Source organism: Teredinibacter sp. KSP-S5-2 (genome assembly GCF_032773895.1).
GTDB lineage: Bacteria > Pseudomonadota > Gammaproteobacteria > Pseudomonadales > Cellvibrionaceae.
In genome coordinates, this window is record NZ_CP120416.1 from 1,462,682 (window position 1) to 1,485,663 (window position 22,982).

General features: G+C 42.0%; 22 protein-coding genes. 11 read left to right on the forward strand and 11 right to left on the reverse strand.

Translation table 11 applies throughout. The features are described from left to right. The first annotated feature begins 3 nt into the window (after positions 1–3). Genes P5V12_RS06710 through P5V12_RS06725 form a run of 4 tightly spaced genes read left to right on the forward strand, consistent with a single transcriptional unit; the run spans position 4 to position 2,864 of the window. Positions 4–393: a hypothetical protein gene (locus tag P5V12_RS06710; RefSeq protein ID WP_316956577.1), complete on the forward strand. Its 390-nt coding sequence runs from the start codon at positions 4–6 to the stop codon at positions 391–393. Positions 394–416: 23 nt separating this feature from the next. Next, positions 417–1,259 carry an ADP-ribosylglycohydrolase family protein gene (locus P5V12_RS06715; protein ID WP_316956578.1) on the forward strand — a complete coding sequence of 281 codons (843 nt, stop codon included), beginning with the start codon at positions 417–419 and terminating at the stop codon, positions 1,257–1,259. Then, positions 1,256–1,840, forward strand: coding sequence for a DUF99 family protein (locus P5V12_RS06720; protein WP_316956579.1), 585 nt, complete (start codon positions 1,256–1,258; stop codon positions 1,838–1,840). Before P5V12_RS06715 ends, P5V12_RS06720 begins: the two co-directional genes overlap by 4 nt. 13 nt (positions 1,841–1,853) lie before the next feature. Then, on the forward strand, positions 1,854–2,864 hold the full coding sequence (locus P5V12_RS06725) for a ribonuclease Z (RefSeq protein WP_316956580.1): 1,011 nt from the start codon (positions 1,854–1,856) through the stop codon (positions 2,862–2,864). Positions 2,865–2,884: 20 nt separating this feature from the next. On the opposite strand, the gene tuf is transcribed toward P5V12_RS06725, so the two are convergent. The 5 genes from tuf to P5V12_RS06750 all read right to left on the reverse strand — a co-directional run bounded on the left by tuf (position 2,885) and on the right by P5V12_RS06750 (position 10,121). Next, positions 2,885–4,075 carry an elongation factor Tu gene (gene tuf, locus P5V12_RS06730; protein ID WP_316956581.1) on the reverse strand — a complete coding sequence of 397 codons (1,191 nt, stop codon included), beginning with the start codon at positions 4,073–4,075 and terminating at the stop codon, positions 2,885–2,887. Positions 4,076–4,203: 128 nt separating this feature from the next. Beyond that, positions 4,204–6,246: an elongation factor G gene (gene fusA / locus P5V12_RS06735; RefSeq protein ID WP_316956582.1), complete on the reverse strand. Its 2,043-nt coding sequence runs from the start codon at positions 6,244–6,246 to the stop codon at positions 4,204–4,206. A 580-nt stretch (positions 6,247–6,826) separates the two neighbouring features. Continuing rightward, positions 6,827–8,407, reverse strand: a complete 1,581-nt coding sequence (locus P5V12_RS06740) for a nucleotidyl transferase AbiEii/AbiGii toxin family protein (RefSeq protein WP_316956583.1) — start codon at positions 8,405–8,407, stop codon at positions 6,827–6,829. Positions 8,408–8,412: 5 nt separating this feature from the next. Then, positions 8,413–9,057, reverse strand: coding sequence for a hypothetical protein (locus P5V12_RS06745; RefSeq protein WP_316956584.1), 645 nt, complete (start codon positions 9,055–9,057; stop codon positions 8,413–8,415). A gap of 14 nt (positions 9,058–9,071) precedes the next feature. Beyond that, complete coding sequence (locus tag P5V12_RS06750) at positions 9,072–10,121, reverse strand: Mut7-C RNAse domain-containing protein (protein WP_316956585.1); 1,050 nt, start codon at positions 10,119–10,121, stop codon at positions 9,072–9,074. Positions 10,122–10,507: 386 nt separating this feature from the next. Here P5V12_RS06750 and P5V12_RS06755 point away from each other — a divergent pair, with 386 nt between their 5' ends. Further along, positions 10,508–11,932: an RtcB family protein gene (locus P5V12_RS06755; RefSeq protein ID WP_316956586.1), complete on the forward strand. Its 1,425-nt coding sequence runs from the start codon at positions 10,508–10,510 to the stop codon at positions 11,930–11,932. Positions 11,933–11,944: 12 nt separating this feature from the next. On the opposite strand, the gene P5V12_RS06760 is transcribed toward P5V12_RS06755, so the two are convergent. From P5V12_RS06760 to P5V12_RS06780, 5 genes are read right to left on the reverse strand one after another with little or no spacing between them, the layout of a single operon-like run. Continuing rightward, positions 11,945–12,517 carry an NADAR family protein gene (locus P5V12_RS06760; protein ID WP_316956587.1) on the reverse strand — a complete coding sequence of 191 codons (573 nt, stop codon included), beginning with the start codon at positions 12,515–12,517 and terminating at the stop codon, positions 11,945–11,947. 13 nt (positions 12,518–12,530) lie between these two features. After that, the gene (locus P5V12_RS06765; RefSeq protein WP_316956588.1) at positions 12,531–13,391 is read right to left on the reverse strand and encodes a TIGR02452 family protein; all 861 of its coding nucleotides are present in this window, start codon (positions 13,389–13,391) and stop codon (positions 12,531–12,533) included. A gap of 22 nt (positions 13,392–13,413) precedes the next feature. After that, positions 13,414–14,310, reverse strand: a complete 897-nt coding sequence (locus P5V12_RS06770) for an ADP-ribosylglycohydrolase family protein (RefSeq protein WP_316956589.1) — start codon at positions 14,308–14,310, stop codon at positions 13,414–13,416. Then, positions 14,310–14,951 carry a DUF4291 domain-containing protein gene (locus P5V12_RS06775; protein WP_316956590.1) on the reverse strand — a complete coding sequence of 214 codons (642 nt, stop codon included), beginning with the start codon at positions 14,949–14,951 and terminating at the stop codon, positions 14,310–14,312. The genes P5V12_RS06770 and P5V12_RS06775 overlap by 1 nt, the downstream gene beginning before the upstream one ends. A 36-nt stretch (positions 14,952–14,987) precedes the next feature. After that, a complete protein-coding gene (locus tag P5V12_RS06780) occupies positions 14,988–15,737 on the reverse strand; it encodes an NUDIX hydrolase (RefSeq protein ID WP_316956591.1) in 750 nt (249 codons plus the stop codon). Positions 15,738–15,840: 103 nt separating this feature from the next. Here P5V12_RS06780 and P5V12_RS06785 point away from each other — a divergent pair, with 103 nt between their 5' ends. From P5V12_RS06785 to P5V12_RS06810, 6 genes are all read left to right on the forward strand, one after another. After that, entirely contained in the window at positions 15,841–16,386 is a 546-nt protein-coding gene (locus tag P5V12_RS06785; protein ID WP_316956592.1) for an RNA 2'-phosphotransferase, read from the forward strand. Position 16,387: 1 nt separating this feature from the next. Then, positions 16,388–17,407, forward strand: a complete 1,020-nt coding sequence (locus tag P5V12_RS06790; RefSeq protein WP_316956593.1) for an SPFH domain-containing protein — start codon at positions 16,388–16,390, stop codon at positions 17,405–17,407. 12 nt (positions 17,408–17,419) lie between these two features. Then, complete coding sequence (locus P5V12_RS06795) at positions 17,420–18,337, forward strand: sugar kinase (protein WP_316956594.1); 918 nt, start codon at positions 17,420–17,422, stop codon at positions 18,335–18,337. 93 nt (positions 18,338–18,430) lie between these two features. Next, complete coding sequence (locus P5V12_RS06800; RefSeq protein ID WP_316956595.1) at positions 18,431–18,913, forward strand: NADAR family protein; 483 nt, start codon at positions 18,431–18,433, stop codon at positions 18,911–18,913. A 715-nt stretch (positions 18,914–19,628) separates the two neighbouring features. After that, on the forward strand, positions 19,629–20,528 hold the full coding sequence (gene ylqF / locus P5V12_RS06805; protein WP_316956596.1) for a ribosome biogenesis GTPase YlqF: 900 nt from the start codon (positions 19,629–19,631) through the stop codon (positions 20,526–20,528). A 431-nt stretch (positions 20,529–20,959) separates the two neighbouring features. Beyond that, positions 20,960–21,676, forward strand: a complete 717-nt coding sequence (locus P5V12_RS06810; protein ID WP_316956597.1) for a YebC/PmpR family DNA-binding transcriptional regulator — start codon at positions 20,960–20,962, stop codon at positions 21,674–21,676. A 417-nt stretch (positions 21,677–22,093) separates the two neighbouring features. Here P5V12_RS06810 and P5V12_RS06815 read toward each other — a convergent pair whose 3' ends face one another. Next, a complete protein-coding gene (locus tag P5V12_RS06815; RefSeq protein WP_316956598.1) occupies positions 22,094–22,837 on the reverse strand; it encodes a helix-turn-helix domain-containing protein in 744 nt (247 codons plus the stop codon). Positions 22,838–22,982: the final 145 nt, after the last annotated feature.

The following is a 22,982-nucleotide window of genomic DNA, read 5'->3' on the forward strand; positions in this document are numbered from 1 at the left end:
GGCATGACCAGAGTATTAAAGGTGGGTATAGATATTCATGGCGTTATTGATACTTTCCCCGAAAAGTTCAAGCTTCTTTCTTCTGCGTTAGTTCAGGCTGGGGCAGAAGTGCACATCGTTACTGGGTCAAAACGCTGTGAGAGAATTGATAATATGCTGGCAAATGCTGGTATCCAGTTTACTCACTATTTCTCAATCGTTGATCATCTTGAACAAACCAGTGTAGATGTTCAGTGGAGAAAGGGATTGCCATATGCCGATGAAAATGCCTGGAATATTGCAAAGAGCCAATACTGTGAGGCACAAGATATTGACTTGATGTTTGATGATTCGGAAATTTACAAAAGTACATTTCATGGTATTGAAACCACTTTTTTACATGTTATTGGTTAGGCTGAAACATTGAGGGAATAATTATGCTGCTTTATCTAGCTATTGGTGATGCATATGGCGCTGGCTTTGAATTTGCTTCAGAAGAAAAAGTCAAAAATCATAATAACCTTAAAATGTACTATGAGCATGGTCTAGGAATCAAAGCTGGAAACTATACAGATGATACTCAGATGTCTCTTGCTTTGGCGGAGCTTCTTATAGAAGGTGAAGATTGGATAAGAGAAAATATTGCGCATAAGTTTGTAGAATGCTTTAAGAGAGACCAGAGACTAGGGTACTCAGAAGGGTTCTATCAGTTACTTTGTTCCATAAAAAATGGTTCAGAGTTATTGAATAAAATCAATCCATATAGTACACGTAACGGTGCCGCTATGCGGGCAACGCCGATCGGATATATAAAAGATATACCATTGTTATTATCACATTCTGCTATTCAGGCTGCGATAACCCACGATACAGAAATTGGAATAAAGTCTGCTCAGGCGGTAGCCCTTATATGCCACTATTTTATATACAATCTGGGACCAAAAGAACAGTTGTTAGACTTTGTAAAAGAATACTCCGAGTTTAAATGGAGTGATCAGTGGTCTGGGCCTGTTGCATGCTGTGGAAAACAGACCGTGAATGCCATATTGACTGTGCTTAGTACACAAAATAGTTTAGCCGGAGTATTGAGGGAAAGTGTTGAATTCTGCGGGGATGTTGATACGGTAGCTGCTGTTGCTTTAGCTGCTGCCAGTCGAAGTCAGTTTTTTGTTAACGATCTACCTTCTCATCTCATTGATTCATTAGAAAATGAAGAGTTTGGTCTCGACTATTTAAAAAAGTCTAGTCGGCTTCTCGAAGAATATTACCTTTCATTATGACACTACATAAAAAGCTCAATCAGAAAAAACAAATCAGAGTTATTGGCTTTGATGACGCCCCCTTTCCAAAAAATGGGCATGGCAAGGTAAATGTCTCGGGAATTGTCTGCTCAAATACTCGGTTTGAAGGCATGTTATGGGGGGAGGTAGATAAAGATGGTTTTGATGCAACGCACAAGTTATCCTCAATGATATGCAATAGTAAGTTCCATCAACAGCTCGATGCTGTATTGTTAGACGGGATTGCAGTTGCTGGGTTTAATATTATAAATTTGAAGGAAATGCATGAACTCACTGGTTTACCCTCTATCGCTGTAATGCGGCGAATGCCAGACCTGCCATCAATATACTCTGCGTTGGGTAACCTTAATAAATCTGAGTTGCGAATCAAAATTCTGGAAGAGGCTGGAGAAATTCACCATTTGGGTGGTTTCTTTTTCCAGGTTATCGGTTGTGATGCGGCCTGTGCCGCTGAAGTGTTGAAAGCGGTGACCGATAACGGAAAAGTACCAGAGCCTCTACGGTTGGCCCATCTTATTGGAGCAGCAATAATGGGCGGAGAAAGTAGCAACAGAGCTTAGTGGAAAAAATCGAATGGAACTTACTTTTTTAGGAACGTCTTCGGGTACACCAACCAAAACAAGAAATGTATCTGGTGCAGCTGTAAGCTTGCGGGATTCAAAGAAGTGGTGTTTGGTTGACTGCGGAGAGGGGACACAACATCAAATATCGCTAACCCGGTATTCATTAATTCATCTTCAAGCGATTTTTATAAGCCATGTTCATGGAGATCATTGCTACGGCTTGCCTGGATTGTTGGCTAGTGCTGCCATGGCAGGAAGAGATGCCCCTCTGAAAATTATTTGTCCTGCTGGAGTAAGAAATTTTATGCAGTCAATAATAGCAGAGACTGAGATGCATCTTTCCTATGAACTCGAGTACATTGATGTAGCAGTAAAAAGTCTCTCTGTTGCTTTGGACGAGGTGGTCGTTGAAGTAATCCCTCTCTCTCATAGAGTGCCTTCATTTGGCTTTCGATTTTCTGAGGTTGTTGAGCGAAAGAAAAAGTTGAATACAAAAAAACTGATTTCGGAAGGTATTGCAAAAGGTGAGTTGTGGGGGCGAATTCAAAAGGGAGAGGATGTTTCTCTAGAAGATGGGCGGCAGCTTAAATCGGCAGAATTTTTAACGGAAGTTGAGCGTTCCCCGAAATTGATCGTCTGTGGAGATAACGATAGTCCTGAATTGTTGAAGCCCTATATGGAAGGTGTAGATATAGTTGTACATGAGGCAACCTATACGGAAGATGTAGCCGCAAAAGTGGGGAATGTCCCTCAACATAGTTATGCAAAAAAGGTGGCTGCTTTTGCTCAGGAGGTGGGGTTGAAAAATCTAATTCTGACGCATTTCAGTCCGCGCTATACCGATGATATCGATCGCTTCCCCAGTGTATTAAATATTGAGGACGAAGCTAAATCTGTTTTCGTTGGAAATATTTTTCTGGCTAAAGACTTGGATTGTTACTGGATGAATAATAAAGGTGAAGTGAGCCTGAATAAGGTAGAAAATAAGATGAAACCGGAGGCAGTGCCTCCGGCTTTCTAACGAGTATTTCTACTCAAGAATTACTCAATGACTTCAGTAACCACACCGGCACCCACAGTTTTTCCACCTTCGCGAATCGCAAAGCGAATGCCTTCTTCCAAACCAACTGGCTTCAATAGCTCAAAATTAATTTGACCCTGAGCACCAGGGTGTAGCTGAGCAGTGTCATTTTCAACGTTCACAATACCAGTTACATCGGTCGTGCCGAAGAAGAACTGCGGGCGGTAGCCGGAGCTGAACGCAGTGTGGCGACCCCCTTCCTCTTTGCTCAACACGAATATGGTTGCTTGAGCTTTAGTGTAGGGTTTCACCGCACCGGGTATAGTAATTACCTGGCCGCGTTGTACTTCGTCGCGCTTAACTCCGCGAAGAAGCAAGCCGACGTTCATACCCGCACGGGCTTCGTCTACGTCTTTGTGGAAAGCTTGAGTACCGGTTACCACAACGGCTTCGTTGTGTTGACTGTCCAAACCAACAATTTCCACAGTGTCGCCCACTTTAATTACACCACGGTCAACACGACCTGTTACCACGGTTCCACGACCACCAATAGTGTGAACGTCTTCGATTGGCATCATAAATGGGCTGTCGTAATCCCTGACTGGGTCAGGTATTTCGGTGTCCAGCGCCTTTACCAATTCATCGATGCACTGGGTAGCTTCAGTATTAAGATTGCCTTCGGCAACATCGTTAAGTGCCATTAGCGCACTACCAAAAATAAACTTCACATCGGTATAACCTTGCGAGGAAAGCTGGTCTTCCAAGTCCATTTGAACAAGGTCTGCCATTTCCTCTCTCTCGTCGTCGGCCAGCATGTCCATTTTGTTAACAAATACTACAAGGTTTTCGACATTCACCTGACGAGCTAAAAGGATATGCTCGATGGTTTGCTTGGCAGCACCCTCTGTGCCGTCAACCAACAAAATTGCACCGTCCATTTGAGATGCGCCGGTAATCATGTTTTTGATATAGTCAGCGTGCCCCGGGCAGTCAATGTGCGCATAGTGACGATTATCAGACTCATACTCCACATGGGAAGTATTAATCGTAATACCGCGCTCTTTTTCTTCTTTGGCGTTGTCGATCTGGTCAAAAGACCAAGCGGTACCACCAAACTTTAATGCCTGGTGTTGGGTAATAGCCGCTGTCAAAGTGGTTTTACCATGATCAACGTGACCAATTGTTCCTACGTTTAAATGCAATTTATCCATCGGACTTCTCCTATTAAAGGTTAAATAACCCTCCTGTTTAATTTGTGCCCTCTATGGGCGTTTAAATACGAGTACTACTAATATGTTGCTATAAATAAGTAGCACTCGTAATTCTGTATTCAGCAGAATTAACTCTGCTTCAAAACTCCTGCCGTTATATTTGCAGGAACCTGTTGGTACTGGTCAAATACCATGGAAAAGTTTCCACGGCCCGCACTTAGGGAGCGTAAGTCACCAATGTAGCCAAACATATTGGCCAGTGGTGCTCTTGCCTGAATTACTACGCTGTTCCCTCTATGGGTTTGTTCCAATATTTCACTGCGCCTGCGAACCAAGTCGCCAATGCAGTCACCTACATGTTCCTGCGGTAGTACAATCTCGACCTTCATTACCGGCTCTAACAAAGTACAAGCAGCTTTTTGAGCGGCTTGTTGGAAAGCCTTCGTGCCGGCAATTTCAAATGCTAACTGCGAAGAATCCTGTGCGTGGTAACTACCATCTAACAAAATTGCATTGAATCCCGAACATGGGTAGCCACCTAACACGCCACTTTGGGCGGCTGAGCGTATTCCCTTTTCAACGGAACCAATAAACTCATTGGGTATGGCTCCGCCGGTAATCCGGTTTTCAAATTCAATTTGGTTGTTGTCAATTACCTCAAATACCAAATTAACTTCTGCAAATTGGCCGGGGCCTCCGTCTTGCTTTTTATACCGAACATTTATTTCTGTGTTCTGCGTAAAAGCTTCTTGCCATGCAACTTGAGGTTTACCCGTTTTGGCTTGTACGCCGAAATCCGTATCCAAACGTTTTAGAACGACTTCAAGATGAAGCTCGCCCATACCGGCCAATATCATTTCCTGACTGTTATTGGTCGAGAAATGTAGGCTAGGGTCTTCCTTGGTTATTTGCCTGAGCGCATCAGTCAATTTTGTTTGCTCAGCCTTATTCTTTGCTTCAACAGCAAGTTCGATCACTGGTTTAGACGCTGTAATCGTTTCCAGTTGAACAACACAGTTTTCATTACAAAGAGTGTCACCCGTGCTTGTGTGTTTTAGGCCTTGTACCGCAACAATATCGCCGGCTTGTATTGTGTCTACAGGTTGCTTTTGGTTCGCCTGCATCACAAACATTCGACCGATGCGTTCCGTTTTGTTGTGACTGGCATTCACGACTTTTTCGCCTGCTTCCAGTTCTCCGCTGTACACTCGAAGGTAGGTTAATGTGCCGTGTTTGTCCGTTGTCACTTTAAAAGCCAAAGCACAGAAGTCTTCATTTATGTCGACCTTAAGAATCACCTGTTCGCTGTTTTGGGTTTTTGCTTCAATTACTTGTCTCTCTTTAGGGGAGGGCAAGTAATCAACAACTGCATTAAGCAGAAGCTCTACGCCTTTGTTTTTGTATGCAGATGCACATAAAACAGGAACAAATTTTCCTTCAATGGTGCCTTTGCGTATTGCAGTTCGTATTTGTATTTCTGTTATCTCCTCTTCGTTTAGAATGGCTTCCATAACGCTCTGGTCGTGTTCCGCCAATTCGTATAAAAGTGCTTCTCTATAATGTTCAACAGAAGCTTCAAGTTCTGCAGGAATATTAATAGTTTCTGCACTGGTACATTCTTCCTTCCAGATATAAGCCTGTTTGGAAGCTAGGTCTACCATTCCCTTAAATTCAGCTTCAGAACCAATAGGTAACTGGGTTACCAGAGGTTGAGCACCTAATTGTTTTTGTATGGCGTTAACTACGGAAAAATAGTCCGCGCCAGTTCTGTCCATCTTATTTACCAAGCAAATTCTTGGCACGCCGTATTGGTCTGCCAGTCGCCAGTTGGTTTCTGATTGAGGTTCAACACCTGCTACAGAATCAAATACAACTACTGCACCGTCTAATACTCTAAGAGAACGTTTTACTTCGATATTGAAGTCAATGTGGCCTGGAGTATCAATAATATTGATACGGTGGTTATTCCAGTTCACATTTACCGCTGCACTGCCAATGGTGATGCCCATTTGCCTTTCCTGAACAGAAGAGTCTGTTCGGGTGTTTCCATCGTGAACATCGCCCATGGAATGGGTTTCGCCGGCATAAAATAAAACTCTTTCGGTTAAGGTAGTTTTGCCTGCATCTACATGAGCAATAATGCCTATGTTTCTCAAATTTAAATTAGTCATGATTTTTTCCATAAAAAAGCCTGTTAAGTTTTCACCTAACAGGCTTATTGTGAGTACCTGTCAGGCGTATAGCCTTCCAGGTTTTATCTATGGAGGGCTAATATTCTGTCTCGACTTTCTCCAATACACGTACACTAGATACTACTTCAGTAACATATCGAGTCGTGTTTACACCAAGTAAAAGGCGCGAGCTGTCCTTTCCCTGGCGAATGGAAATTGCGTCTATGTTCTTGCCGTTAATTCTGTAATTAAGTCTCATAATTCGCTCGCTTAGCCATGTAAATAGCTGTCAAACAGGCATAAAAAAACCCTGGTTTGCTTTAGGCCTACCAGGGTTTTAAATTTCGCTGGAGGCCTTAGCCTCCTGTATATTTTGAGGCTAACGTATTGATTCTTCTGATGAAAATGCTTCAGACGCACATGCAAAAGCAGCAGGTAAAAACCCGTAACCGAATGCAGAAGCTGTAGTGAATGAAGTTGTCATTTGAAAGTCCTAAATTAATTGCTGCGCATCCTACCAGCGGGAAAAGTTTAGTTCAAGTGATAGAATCAAATATTTGAAGGGCTAAATAAGGGGGTGTTACTCTGGCCGCCAGTTCCATACACTGGGTTTACCTGTAGTTTCGGTCAGTAAGCTGCCATCCAGTTTGTTTGGATATACATATTTGGCTTTAAACAGTACTTTTCCACTCCGTTCAAGCCTCCACACGAGTCCTTCGGGTGCATCCTCTGAGCCATGGTGACCTTCGTCAAGAATAGCCAGCGCTTTTTCAAGAGAGCAGGGTGCCCCTATATGAATAAGTTTGGGGGTCACAAATTTTTGAGCGTTTGCTTTGTTTTTCATTTGTAGGTATTCCATTTCCCGGTTTTCTTGATTAAAAATATCAAATAAAACAAATGGTTCATGATGAAGCTTATAGCGTGTCCCATGTGCCATGGCGAGCCACTCTCCTACGGCTCGTTCACCAGGTTGGAGTAAAGCAAGAAAACGCTCAGTATTTTTCTCAACCCAGTTAGCCCAGAGCCTTCGAGACTCATTTGGAGATAAGTATGCCAAGTCTCCGTCTCGTCCAAGAGCAAGAATGTCATCACCTTGGCGATATGCACATACACACGAGCCGTCCAACTTTTCTTGTATCACAACTTTATCTGAAGGTTGTTTGGTTTCAATAGTTAGTATGTGTTGTTTATTGATATCAATACTTCGTTCAGATGGTCCGAGTCTTGAACCTTTTATGTGCTGAATTGTTCGGTAGGCTTTATAGGGAAGTACTCGAACCTTTCGTGATAAAGTTTTTAGTTTTTTTCTTGCTTCATCGCATTCCATTTCTCTTAACAGATTTACTCGGTACTCAATTACTTCCGTTAGGGTCAATAAGGTGCCATCGTTTTCTAGATTGAGAATAGGCATAAAATACCCTTGTAGGTAATTCAATACATCCGATAGATCCATGAATTCTTTAGCGTGAAACTTTTTGAAATCGCTTTTCCAATTCCGCTTGGACTGCTTGCTTTGACCAAAATCTCCGTAAACGAAACGTTTTAGAATCTCTAACGGGTCTAACCTACTAGAGAAAGCAAGCTTAATGGCCTCTAGTAGGTGTGTCTTGTTCAAAGAGTTATAACGGCAAAATAGGTATAAGTCCCATAAGGTTTTGGATTGCCAAGGGCCATTCAAATGCTCAAACAGACCATGCAGTTTCCAAGCTGTGGCAATTTCCAGGGTTACGGTTTGTATAGGAAAAAAGTCGAAAAACTGAGTATCAAATTTTATTTCTATTGGTGGTTGAGATAATGGATCACCCACTGCTATATCTACTTGTAATTCATTTATCTCTTCCTTAATAGAGAAGGGTACGATTAAGCGAATACCTGGAGATATGCTGTCTTCCCAAATGTTTTGGGTATCAATTTTATTAATGTCTAAGGTTAGCCCATATTTGGATGAGCTTTTAAGTAGTTCTTTGAAAATGTCTACCAGCCCATCAATATGATTTTGTCTGGTATAGAGAAAATCCAAGTCGTGAAATGGACGAGCATGCTCGCCCATCCAGTCTCGCGTACTGACACTTCCCCGTACTACAAAGTGTTCATAATGGCGGGACTCCGAAAGGGTCTTTAATATCGCCTCTACTGCGTAACGTATTGGATTTACGTTCATATTTTTTATAACCATCCTGCATCCAGATCCTTATTACTATCATAGATATTGAATTCACGAATTACCTTGCATGCGGGTATATTTTTCTCAGAAAGAAACCCCAATAGCTCCTGTAGCTTTGCCCCAGCATTATATTTCCCTATGTCATCAAATCTCTGAGTCGCAAAGCGATATTGATTTTCTTTATTTACCGTTAATGCATTATTAGAAAGGTGAGCGTTGTATTTTTTCAGCTGCATGCGTATGTCATCCAGGTTCGCATCTAAACGAAGTTGCATTTTTACATGGTGCTCAAAGTAACAGGTGTCTGGAAGACTTCTGTTCTCATCATCTAGCAGCGGAATATTTTTGTTTTCCAGGCCTGCTTCTACCTTTACTCGTAATATTCTGTAGCGCACTTTTAAAACATTATATAGGTGCAATATCTGCTCGTAAGTTTCGCCCTCGTATGGAGAAATGATTTTTCCTAGCATTGGTTGAACAGGGGTGTGTCCGTTGCTTAATTCTATAACAGTGGCGTCACCTCCTAGGTGTTGGCAGAAGTGGCAAAAGGCTTCTACCTCACTGGGTTGAATGTCTACGGTTATGTGGCATTCATGGACACCTTCAAAATAGCCTAAACGTTGTTTTAACGTTTCAAATCCATTCATTTTTCGTCTCCTTTCTATTCTGCCTGCAGCAAAATATTTTTAATCTTGTCGTAGTGTGAGCCTTTCCAATACACTTGGTTACAATGGGCGCATTGCTTAAAGGATTCCTGTGATTCAAAAATTTGTCCTGGTACTGCAGGTTTTATACTTTCTTTGTTTATTGGTTGTATATCACCGTTACATTTTACACAGCGGCTAAAAGGCTTAAATTTATCGAGTAAGTCGTAATAGTCTACAATCTCTTTAAATTGTGCCTGCGGTTCGGTATTCCTTATCCAGCGAGCATGTTTGACATTACCACGTTTTAATAGACCTATGTCCCGTGTTAGTAATATATAGTCGTTGGTTTGTGAAAGATGTGCCAGTAACTCGTCACCAATGTCTTTTGACTCGTGCAGACAATCAAAGCCTGCCATGCGTAAATAACGCGTGAGCTTGGCTAAATGCACATCCAAAAGAAATGTACTCTTTCTTTCTGGTTTATAAGGTAACAGACCGGTTTCATATGGATGAGGGTAGACTTCTACTTCACGGGCATCTTCAAGTAAGTAGTTGAAGTCCACATCAGTTCCATCAATCGTTATGCCTCCAACTTCTGGATGAGGCACACCTATGGCTTCAATGGCATCTTTAACCGACGGGCGGTCATCAAACTTGTAGTCGACCCACTTATCTTCTGTTGCCTGGTTTAAAAAATCCAGGCAGGTACCGTGAAATTTAAATTTGCAGGTGTATAGCTTTTCCTTTAAATGCTTGTGCGGAGCCAAATAAGTTGGCCAGAGAATGTGTAGCAAATTCTTTGCTTGAATTTCATTGATAGATCCAAGTTTCGCAAGCCTTTTAACCCACTGTAGGTAGGCATTAATGACAGTTTGCTCGTTTATTGGTGTTAGTGAGCTTGGGGTTTCATGAGTTTTTTTAAGATAATCGTGTTGATTTTCAAAGCCATATAGCTTGCAAAGCAGTATGCGGGCCTGATGGCTTTTAATTTCCGCAAAAGGCCAGTTTTTTACGACGAGCTTAACTTGTTGCTTAAGGGTGTTTTGAGAAATATAGAAGGGCATAACATGTTCTCCGCCTAATACCTCGACACGGTCACCGTCCCACTCTAGAACCCGTGTCTATAAGACAAAGTTTGCTATGTAAATAAGAAGTATCACGTCTTCACGGCTTATGGGCCTTTTCTTGTGGGAAGATGGGATGTGAAGTAACCCGAGCGACTTAGGTTACCTCAAGTTTAGTGGGAGAGTAAACCCTGTGGAGTACTTAATCTACAATTTGTCTCAATTTTACGCTTGCACGGATTATTTCCTTTCAGTATAGTGCCGCCCAAATTGCAAGAGATACCTTTCTGGCTGCTGACTCTTGCTCGATGGTCGCGTTAATCGTGACCGCTTTTTCGTTTCTCAAAATTTTGAGAGCGTATTTCTATCGAGCAAACGGAGGCAGTATGAGTACTTCGCTCAAACGTCTTACAAAATTATTTAAAAAGCAGAACTTAGCTGTATCCAAAGATGGGGCTGTGTACCGAATCCAAAATATTGGAGTGCCTGGCGCGCCTATATCTGAGGTGCTTTTGCCTGAGCGCTATAATCTGGATCTAAAGGCTGTAAAACAACTTATGTCTTTCGCTGGAGTGGCTCATCCTAACGGTGGCGAAGTAAGAGCTGCAGTAGCGACTCCAGATTTTCATGCCGGTTCTAGTGTTCCTGTTGGTGCGGTTGTGGCAACATCCAGAGATATGATTATTCCTCAAGCCATAGGTACAGATATTCACTGTGGCATGAGGTTACATGCTATGGATATTGATATTACGGACTGGCAAAGCAAAAAAACAGAGTTGGTGGAAAAACTGCGAGGTGATTTACTGCTAGGGACTAGGAATTTACCAATGCAACCTCGCAGTTTTCATGAGCTATTTAATAATGGCTTAGCTGGCTGGGTTAGATCTGCAAAGTTAAAACCTATGGGTGATTTTATAGAAACGGATTTTGTTCAACTGGAAAACGAGCTTGGTTGTGTCTATTCCGGAGGTTCAGAAGAGGGGCATGCTAAATGGGCTCCAGAATCATTGGTGAACCTTGAGCGAAGCGTTATTCGTGATAGCTCATTAGCAACCATTGGTGGTGGTAACCATTTTGTAGAGTTTCAAATCGTTGATGAAATTCTGGATCGGAAGAGGGCTTTTCAGTTAGGGGTTAAAAAGGGTCAGATTTCAATAATGATTCACACAGGCTCTAGAGCAGTGGGTATGCATGTAGGAAACTATTGGATAGATAAAGCAAGGGAAAATTGGCCGAGTACCTATAAATACCCAAGTTCAAAAATATTCCCGTTATATGGGAATAGGGCAACGGAGTATTTAGAAGCAATGAATACGGCCGCTAATTATGCCAACCTTAACCGACTGCTTTTGGCTGAGTTGGTGCGCAAGCGTGTAAGGGAGGTATTTGGTAAGGGTATTGAGATGCCTCTAATTCATGACGCACCTCATAATATCGTTACTGAAGAGTCGGGCTGCTTTATTCACCGTAAAGGCGCGACACCAGCGCATTTCGGAGAGCCGGTATTGATACCAGGTTCTATGGGGCATCCTTCCTACTTAATGATGGGGTTGGGCAACCAACGCTTTCTTAATTCTGCGTCTCATGGTGCTGGGAGAGATAAATCCCGGCATGATATGTTTTGTAGAAATAAAGCTGGCGAGGACTTGGGGTTAACCTGTGTGGACTGTATTACGCTCAAGGAGGATCGTCGAATCGAAGAAGCTCCAGCGGCTTACAAGGATATCGACGAGGTTGTGGAGGTACAGGTTCAAAACAAAATTGTTAGCCCTGTAGCTAAATTAAAACCAATGTTGACTTTTAAAGGTTAGTTGTTGGTTTTATTAAGGCTCAACTGGCGTAGTTTGTAATTGGCTCCTTACCTCCATTAAGGCGTACCCCAATAGATTCAGCCCCTTCCATTTGAAGGGGTTGTCTATGTGTGGTGAATCCTGAGCGAGCCCGATACCCCATATCTTATCTACGGGGCTTGCTTCTACCAGAATTCTATCTCCAGTATTGAGTAGAAACTCTTGGAGTGAAGGGTTCTGCCTAAACTTAGCAAGGTTGGCCTGTACGACTATATTAAATCGTTTTTCATTCCAAAGTGATTCGGAAAAGTTGGCGACAGACCTTCCCAGAGCTTTTGCTTCGCCCGGATTTGAAGCTGCAATTATTTTACTTTCTAACTTAGCGTCACCAAATAGTCTGGCTTTTTCTGCCATCATAAAGTGCTCAGCTGTTTGATACTTTACCCTTTCAATTTCAAAAGAAGATTCATACCATTGGCTAAAGCAGCTCTTGGTAACCTTTCCGGAGGTCTCTTGATGACCCCAGAAGAATATATATTTTGCTTTATTCTTGGTTGCTACAAATTGTTGTAGTTGTTCATTATTTCTAATATCTGTTATTTTCATCTTTGTTTCTAACTTAGGAGTTGCTCACATAATCAGTGTCAACTGGCTCGAGTATCTCCTTAAATGCAGTATAGGTGTTGGTATTTTCTGATCTATCGAATACAGAAAATCTTACTCTCTCGAAACTATTATGGAATCGTCCTTCCTTACTAAGTGAGTGACAGAAGTATGCCGCGATTCTGTACGGGTCGTTTCTAAATACACCACAGCCCCAGGCACCCAATACCAGGTTTTTATATTCATGCTCATATGCAATAGCTAAAACCATATCAATACGTTCTCGCATAACTGTTTCGGCTTGTTCTTTTTCATTCTCCTTTAGCGCACCATAGTTCACTGCTGGAGCGGTGATAATAGATGTGCTCCAAGGTGCTTCAATAAGTTCATCCATTTCATCTCTAAACACAGGTACATCTGGCGAATAGATTATATGATTTCGATACAAGCAGCTTTTATATGTCCGGTTATCTATATACATGTCCATATATTGAGAAAGGCAGTCATAGAGCCCACTTGCTCTTGTCAAAGCCTCTTCTTGTGCTTGGCTGCCTCCAATAAAGCCGCCACCAGGGTTTTTAGCTGAGGCAAAATTGAGGCAGAGGACTTTGCCATTACCCTGATTTAACAGGGTTTTTGCCCCCGCAAACGTTGTTTCGTTTATTACTTCAATTTGAGTTTCAGTATTTCCGGTTGGGTCTATTTCACCCAGAAGTATATCAAGCGTTTCTGGCGTGTAATGAATAGAGCCGTCTACGCATTTACTGAGTTGACTGCTAATATCAGTCTTTACTCCATTAGGTGTCAGGTATTTCTTTGCTTCCAGAATCTCTAGAGTATTATGTGCGATTTTGGATCGCTGATTCCTATTTGTCATTTTTCATTCCTTGTTCGTCTCTTTACGAGTTCCCGAGCATTAGGGAAATCGCAAAGCTTTCAATGTCTTGTTTGTAGGTAATTTTATTTCGCCAGCTCTCTGGTATGTTGTTGTAACCGTAAAACGCCCCGGCTATTTGGCCGCATATTGCTGCCGTTGTGTCGGCATCTTCTCCAAGGTTTGCTGCCGTTAATACTGCTTCTTGATAGTTATCAGTGTTATAAAAGCACCACAGAGCAGCTTCCAGACTTTCTATTACGTAACCTGAACCACGAATCTGTGTACTATGTTTACACTTGAACTCTCCAGAGTTTATAAGCTTTATTTTCTCTGTGTACGGGGTGTAAACGGTTTGGTTTAGCATTTCATCTTTACTTGTACCATTTAGTGCCAAATAAAGCAGGGCTCCTAAATATCTACAAGCATCTATACACTCTGCTGCACCATGTGTGGTTCTGGAACTTTCTCCACAATAGTGAATAACATCACCAAGGTTTGGGTTGAAGTACATAGCTACAGGGGCTAGGCGCATTATCGACCCGTTACCAGCGGTGTTCGGGTCTTGTGAACCAGAAAATGGTTCTCCCGTTTTTTTATAAGCGTCCAGTGCTGCAACGACAGTATTGCCAATGTCAAAACACCGACCGTTACTACTCATATAGCCCCATTTAAACCAGTTACAGTAGCGACCCATTTGATCATTTGCGTCAAAGCCTTGTTTCTCTATCAATGATTCGGCTAAACACAGGGCCATGGATGTGTCATCTGTCCATTGGCCTGGCTCCAGCTCAAAAGGGCCTCCACCAATCATATCGATAATTGGTGTAAAGCTTCCTCTGGGAGAAAATTCGAGGGTGGTGCCTAGAGCATCACCTACAGCCAAGCCTACCAAGCAACCGAGGTTTTTATTTTCGTCCATTACATATCCTTTTCGTATTTCATTCCTAGCGCTTGCATTGCATCATTACTCACTGGATAAACCTGTTCTTTGGGTGTGATTAACTTATCTAATTGTTTACTTTCGACAAATCTACTTTGTTCTCTCACAAAATCTGTAATATCTTCAATTTTGTTTATACCTTCACCTTTAAATGGAAGCAAAAACTCATTTCTTAAACCTAGTTGAACGGCCCGCCGTTCCTCTTTGTTTCCATATGGGTCGTGGTCTGGATCCCATTGCAGTCGAACATTGCTAGACGCCGTTTTGCTATTCCATTCTTCTTTGGATAAGTCTAAGGTATTCGAAGAAGGGAAGGCAGAAGTAAGTATGTTTTCGAAAAACGTTCTTTTGAGATGTATTGCTAATACAACTTCCTGACCTTCTTTTGAAGCCCAACCACAGCGGTACATCATCCAAAGAAAATTTGGCTTTATCCAGCTCATGCGTGTATAGCTAAAGGAGCCGCCAAAAAAACCGTTTTTTGCGGCAAACTCTCCAATAGCTGGTCGATAGGCTTGATAAACAACAACGGACTCATTGTCGAATTGAGCCATTATGTGTTTGCCTTTATCTGGCCAGTGTTGTTTTTGATGTATATAGTTTTCTAATATAAGTTCCATAATATTTCCTTAAGTGTTCTCTCCTTCTATGAAGGGCTAGTTCCTGGGGCCTTCAATAATTCGGGTAAAGAAAAACTGTTCCCCATTAGGACTTGTTCTGTAGAGTTTCGCAGGGCGATTGCTTCCCCTGCGCATATTTCCAGTTTCTTCTATACATCCAGAATCTAACATACGTTTTCTAAATGATTTTTTCTCGATTTCTGTGCCCAGAATAATCTCAAAGGTATTTTGTAAATCTGTTAACGTAAACTCCTCTGGGAGTAGATTTACCGGTAATGACGTGTACAGAACCTTCGATTTCAGCCTTTCATGGCATGTGCGTAAGATTTCATTATGATCGAACGCTAATTTGTATTTCTCGATGGCTTCCTCTACTGGTACCCAGGCAATGTCTTCGGTTGTTTTACTGAGTGATAAGCCAATATCCTCAGATGATATAAGAGCCAAATAGGCAACAGTGACCGACCAACCCCTAGGGTCTCGTTTCTTACTGCCAAAAGTACCTATTTGCTCCAAATATGGAGTGTTAACCCCAGTTTTTTCGTTGAGTTTTCTGTGAGCTGTTTCATCTAAATTATTGTCTTTTTTAAGATCAATAAAACCACCTGGTAGTGCCCACTTCCCTTTTGCAGGGAAGTTCGCTCGTTTAATTAAAAGAACGCAGAGTTCATCTTCTCTTAAAGAAAAAATTCCCATATCTACCGTCGTAAGGGGAATATCAAACCGGTGTATATCGTAGTGTTCCAGGAACTCTTTTTCGGATTGGTAGTTTTCTTCTTTGTTCATAAATGAAAAAATTCAGTTGACATAGTGTTTGTATGACACTATGTTAGTGACATATAGACACTAAGTCAACGTGATAATTGATTTGATAGTAGGAAATCACAAGATGGAAGACAAAAAATTGAAAAAAGGAAGCAAATTCCTGAGTTACGTACTAAGACATAAGCCGGATGAAATAGGTTTGGAATTAGATGCTCAGGGGTGGGCTTTGGTGAGTGATCTTATAGTGCTTACAAAAGACAGAAAGCCTCAGCTAACCCGAAAGTTGATTGAGGAGATCGTTGCAGGATGTGAGAAGCAACGTTTCACTCTTAATGATTCTGGTAACAAAATCCGTGCAAACCAGGGCCACTCCATCGAGGTGGATCTTGAACTTGCGCCGCAAGAGCCACCAGAAGTGTTGTATCACGGAACAGCTTCTCGCTATTTGGGAGAAATTCTTTCCAAAGGTTTAGTTAAAAGAAACCGCCACCACGTACACTTAACCAAAGATAAAAGTACAGCTTCTAATGTTGGTCAGCGTCACGGTAAGGTGGTGATTTTAAAAGTGGATGCACTGGGAATGTACAACAGTGGTTATAGCTTCTACGTATCTAAGAATGGTGTGTGGTTAACGGATGAAGTGCCCGTTGAATTTATGGAGGTTATGTAGCATGTTTGGTTTTAAATATATTAAATCGGAACCCACTACCTACTTGATGCAGTTCTCCCGTGGGAAACTCAAAAGGAAAGGGGCTGGGTTAGCTTTCTGGTACTTTTCACCTTCCGTATCAATGGTTGCTATTCCAATGGGGTCGGTTGATCAGCCTTTTATGTTTAAGGAGTCAACCAAGGACTTTCAAGAGGTCAACGTGCAGGGGCAGATCGTTTTTCGTATTGTGGAGCCTGAGAAGCTTGCGTCCATAATGAACTATTCGCTTAAACCAGGTGGAGCTGGTTATGTTTCGGAGGATCCGGAGAAGCTAAAGAATAGGGTGGTGAGCCTGGTCCAAGTCATTATGCGGTCTCGCTTGGAGCAACTTGAGTTACGAGAAGCTATTTCCGCTTCGAAGGACTTAGTCAGCGGAGTTAAGAGTGCTTTGATGACCTCTGATGTTTTAAGTGCTTTAGGTGTGGAAGTCCTGGATTTTGCAATTTTGGCAATTAAACCTAATCCAGAGACTGCACGAGCACTTGAAGCCTCTGTACGAGAGCAGCTTTTAGAAGAAGCTGATGAAGCTATCTACAAACGTAGAAATGCTTCTATTGATCAGGAACGACTTGTTAAGGAAAACGAGTTAAAGACGGAACTTGCTGTTGAACAGAAACAACAGATAATCAAGGAAGAGAAGCTCAAGGCCGAGCGACAGCTGGCTGAACAACGTAGGCAGATGAAAAAGGAAGCGCTGGAAGCGGAAATCGAGCAGGAAGAAAAACGCAAGGAGTTTGTTGAGCTTTCCACAGAGAACTCAAGGAAACAAGCGGACGCAAAAGCCTATGATATTTCTGAAACCATGCAGGCGTTAGCTGGGGTAGATGTTCGAGTGTTGGAAGCACTTGTTATGTCTAACCTTAAACCCGAGCAAATGCTGGCTCAAGGAATAAGAGAGCTTGCAGGGAATTCAGAAAAAATCGGCCAGCTCAATTTCTCTCCAGATCTACTTCAGGCAATGGCAGGAGCTGTGCAACGTTAAGGGCATGCAGTTATGAAGAAGCTGGAGAGAAAAATCGTCGTTGTGACTCGCAAGACAAGGTTGGCTGAATTGGTGGCACAGTACAACACCAAGGCTCAAGCTAAGTTTGTTATTGAGAGTCGCAACGGCGACTTTTCGGATTATGAGGTAGAGCATGAAGTATATTGCAATGCACTCAAACAAGTAGAAAATGTACTGAAAGACTTGGCTCGGGTGCAGTTTCTGGACAGAGAGTTTCTGCCGAATTACCTATTTGGAGAAGAAGATATTGTCTTAGTTATTGGTCAGGATGGCTTAGTCGCAAATACTTTGAAGTACCTGAGCCGTCAGCCTGTAGTTGCTATCAATCCGGATATGCATCGGTACGATGGGGTGCTTCTGCCTTTTTCCGTAGATGATGTAAAAGTCATTGTCACTGAAGTACTCAATAAACGTTATTCTTCTAAAAATATTACTATGGCTCAAGCCAATTTGAATGATGGCCAAAGCCTGTTGGCCGTAAATGACTTGTTTATTGGTCCAAAACTGCAGATTTCTGCGAGATACCAATTACACATTGATGGAAAATCTGAACATCAAAGTTCCAGTGGTGTATTGGTTTCAACAGGGCTAGGCTCAACAGGTTGGCTAAAGAGTGTTATTGCTGGGGCTCAAGGAGTCGTCCCTGGTTCATCCTGTGAACATCAACCCATTCCTTGGGATGCGAATTACTTGTCCTATGCTGTCCGTGAACCGTTTGTTAGCCAGATTACTGGCGCTGAGTGTATTTTTGGAAGAGTTAACCGCGGGGAAAAGCTCACCATTGAATCACAAATGACAAACCATGGTGTGATTTTTAGTGATGGTATGGTCGACGATTTTATAGAGTTCAATAGTGGAGCCGTAGTTGATATAAAGGTATCGAGTAGGCAAGGGAATCTAGTGGTATAAATCAAAGAGCATAAATTAATGGAAGAAATGGCCATCATTCTTATTGGAAGTGAGCACCAATTGGCTACGGATTTTGATCATTGAGGAACAGTTATGAGAGAAACAGAGGAGTTTTACTTCTTTTGGAAACATCAGTTTGGTCAGTGGACTAAGAGGGATATTGTAGATCCAGAGGGGGTAAAGTATAACTGTTGTGAACAATACATGATGTATAAAAAGGCTCTTCTATTTGGGGATATGGAGACTGCAAGTAAAATTTTAAGTGAGCCAGAGCCAGCCGTACAACAAAAATTGGGACGAGAGGTTAAAAGATTTCAGTCTGGGTTGTGGAACCTGAATAAGATTGGAATTGTATGGTATGGAAACTATTTGAAGTTTTCTCAGCATGCGGATTTGTCTAGTAGATTAATTGATACAGGTAGCAAGGTGTTAGCCGAAGCATCTCCATACGACCTTGTATGGGGCGTTGGATTTTCGGCTGATGATGATTTAATACTTGATGAGAAAAACTGGCGAGGGAAGAATCTTTTGGGGAAGGTACTTATGTCTGTACGTGACGCAATTAAGCTAGCTTGAACATAATACTTTCTCCAACAATGAGTTATTCTCAGAGCTAATATAGGGAAACTACAGTTCTATTGTTAGGTTCACATCAAGTATCCTTTTAACTATCTTATCTGCACCAATGCTCGAAGGCGCAATGGGGGATAGCTCTGAGAAGTCCTCTTCAATGGTGCAGATCTCTCTGAGATCAATAACTGAAACCTTTCCTTTAATCGCCTTTCCTAACATGACTTCATTAAAGAGCTCAAGTGCGGTATTTGCTCCATGCAAAGCTCAGGGGAATAGAAAGAGCAGGTTGCTTCTGGTTACGAAGGGTATGAGTGCGATAGCTGGTTCAAATCAGGTTCAAACCTGTAGATGGCTAGTTGTTCGCGTGACAAATACGTGACAACACTTCTGAGTTGATGTGATCAAACCTGCATTAAGCTGAATGGGTGCACGAAAGCCAGCTTGTTAAGTTATTGAAATTTAAGGAAAAAATATGTCTGAGTTCGTGCGAAATGCCTCTGGCAGTGTTGAGGTCATCGATTTACTAATTCGCCATGAACAAACTCACTCGCCTAATCCATGAGGCTAGCCTTTTAGGTCGCTACACTAATCCATCTCATACAAACTTCCGGGTGTTTTACCAGAGTATCGCCAATTCCCGATATAATCCCCACATCAAACCCAATAATCACACAAGAAAGCAGAACAAAGAATGGCCATACAATGGTACCCGGGGCACATGCACAAAGCCCAAAAAGAGATAAAAGAGGCATTGCCAAAGGTCGATGTTGTTATTGAGGTGGTGGATGCGCGTATTCCGTATAGTAGTACCAACCCTGCTGTGGCAGAAATTATTGCCAAGGAGCATCAGAAGAAGCCGGTTATACGGTTACTTAATAAAAGTGACTTAGCTGACCCGGAAACCACAAGGTTATGGTGTGAGTATTTTGAAAGCCTGGACGATTCGAAAGCTATACCCGTGACCAGTAAGAAGCCTGAGCAGATAAAAAAGCTTTTGAAGTTATGTCATGAGCTGGTTCCAGAACGTAATACGAGCCTGAAACCGATTAACGCCATGATTATGGGCATACCCAATGTGGGAAAATCCACTATCATCAATATTCTTTCTGGCCGAAAGCTTGCCACTGTGGGGAATGAACCTGCGGTTACCAAGCGCCAACAAAAAATACATTTGGATAGCAACATTGTTTTGCATGACACCCCAGGGTTTTTGTGGCCGAAAATTCATAATAAAAATAGCAGTTACCGTTTAGCCGTTACGGGTGCGATTAAAGATACGGTTATTGAGTATGACGACATTGCTTATTATGCGGCAGAATATTTACTACAAGCTTACCCTGAGAAACTAAAAGAGAATTTTAAATTAGATTCTTTGCCTGATGATGTTACAGAGTTACTGGAAAGCATCGGTAGAAGAAGAGGGTGTATAACCGGGGGGAAACGAGTTGATATTGATAGGGTGTGCAAAATACTGATTCATGAATTTAGAGATTGCACTATAGGGCCGATTAGCTTAGAAACACCAACTATGATTGAGCAAGAGCTAATTGAAGTGGAAGAGGCTATTCGTAAAAAAGCCGAAAAAGATGCTGCTAGGAAAAAGAGGAGAAAGAAATAAGACGAGCTTGTCTGCTATTGATAATTTGGGCAGACTCCATTTCATCGCCGTCTATTTGTAAGTATGCCAGTTCTCTAAAAATCTATCGCAACCCACAACATCCTATGTCAGATACAACCCCCCCCCCAGAAAACCAGTTCCATTCAAAAGCGGTAGATTCAAACCAGCCCGGTATTCATGAACGGCTGGAATAAACGGTGTTAAAGCATATTAGCACCCCGTATCGGAAGCCTTACCGTGACCACCTTTGAGTGTTTAATGAACTCCCGTTTTTCAGCGCAACGCATAAAACGAAACCCCATGCTTTTCTAAAAGCTGCCGACTTGCTCAAAAAACCGTCAAGCCGTCATTTTCGGGTGAACTGTAGCATGCCGTTTTGGCTCATCTCCTGTAAAATGGGCCCCAAATTAGTATGAAACCAGGAATTAGCAATGGGTAGAGCCTTCCAAAACCGAAAAGAATCCATGGCAAAAACCTCGGATCAGAAATCCAAGGTATACAGTAAATACGGCCGGGAAATATATGTATGCGCCAAATCAGGTGGTACTGACCCTGATAGTAATCTAAGCCTTCGAGCGTTGATTGATCGAGCAAAAAAAGATCAAGTACCCACCCATGTTATTGAAAAGGCCATAAAGAAAGCGGAAGGTGGTGGAGGAGAGAACTTCGATGCAGCCAGATACGAGGGGTTTGGCCCAGGTAACTGTATGGTGATTGTAGATTGCCTTACAGACAACCCAAATCGCACCTTCGGTGATCTGCGCACCTGTTTTAACAAGGCAAAGGCCAAAATCGGTACACAAGGCAGTGTCAGCCACATGTTTGATCATTGCGCCATTCTCGCGCTTAAAGGGCAGGAAGAAGACGCTGTGCTGGAAGTTTTAATGGAGGCCGATGTCGACGTTACTGACATTGAAAACGAAGATGATATGGTCACAGTCTTTGCACCACACACAGAATACTTCAAAGCTAAACAAGCCCTTACAGATGCCTTTGAAGGTGTGGAGCTGGAAGTGGATTCTATTCAGTTCGTGCCACAAGTAACGACCGATATTTCTGGTGATGATGTGGCAATAATGGAGCGCTTTCTAGATATGCTTAATGATTGCGATGACGTACAGAGGGTTTATCACAACGCCATTTATTAATAACTCACTCCACTAAAAATGAAGGGAGCATCTCGCTCCTTTCTTTTTATATAACTCCTGCTTTTTACATTACTCCCGAGCTTTTTTAAGTTTCGCTCCTGCTGTTATCTCCAAGGTAAGCCAATTTGGTAACTGAACCTATACATGATGGAGACTAAACTTACCGAAGTTGGAGATAAAAAACTGGATTAGTCTCTTGTAAACCCGTTTTTTACTTGGTTGATTTGAATGTGAAGGGATAGTAAGTCCTCTTTAGTCGTAATTAAAACTTCAGTTTTTAAAGTCTGTGCTTCTACTGAGCTTCGTTTTGGCAATATGGGCTGACAAGCTTAACAACCAAATACTTTCTTTGAGAGACGGATAAGAACGAACGTATATTTCTCTGTATATGCTGCTGTGCTTGAAAGGGTGTATGGCTTATTCATTATTCATGGATACCATACTGGCGAGTTTATCGATATCGGCTAAGAAAATAAGCTTCTTATCCACTTTTATTAAATTAAATTTTTGGAGTCGTGATAGTACACGGCTGACAGTCTCAATTGTTATTCCTAAATAATTTCCAATATCCGTCCGAGACATGGGTAAGAAAAATTCCTTTGCCGATAAGCCTCGAGACGAATAACGCCTGGATAAGTTTAACAACAAAAATATAACGCGCTCTTGCGCTTGTTGTGTGTTGATTAACGTCATGAGTTGCTGTTCGTGTATGATACTTTTACTGAGTACCTGGAAAAACCATCGTTGGATATCGGGATTGTCTGAACTGATTTTTTCCAATCGAGAAAACGGAATGATAGATACAGTCGAACGTTCAAGTGCGATGGCGGAGTTACTGTGATGATTGGATGCTAATCCGTCCACGCCAACTATTTCTCCTGGAAAGTAGAACCCAGTTACTCGTTCATGGCCTTTGTGTGTATTTTTAACTGTTTTTATCGCACCCGTTTTGAGTAAAAAAACTGATTTGAACTCTTTGCTGGCTTGGTAGAGATATTCACCTTTATCAATGGGGCGATGCTGTTCGACTATCTGATCAAATTTGTCCAGATCTTGTTTGCTCAAGCGGCTTAGAAGCTGCACTGAAGATTGTCCAGCGGGTAGCATCTGTCTTGCTGGACGGGTTTCGTAGTAAAAAGAGCGTTTAGCGAGCATATCCATATTGGAGAAAACCACCATCAATATAAGGATTAGAATTTTTAGACTGAAAGCTTCTTTATTGATCGTGTTGAAGAAACAATAGTCAGAGTGAAGTGTTTGCCTGCGTTTTTGACAGTGTAGCAAAGTGTTGGGAAATGTTGATTGA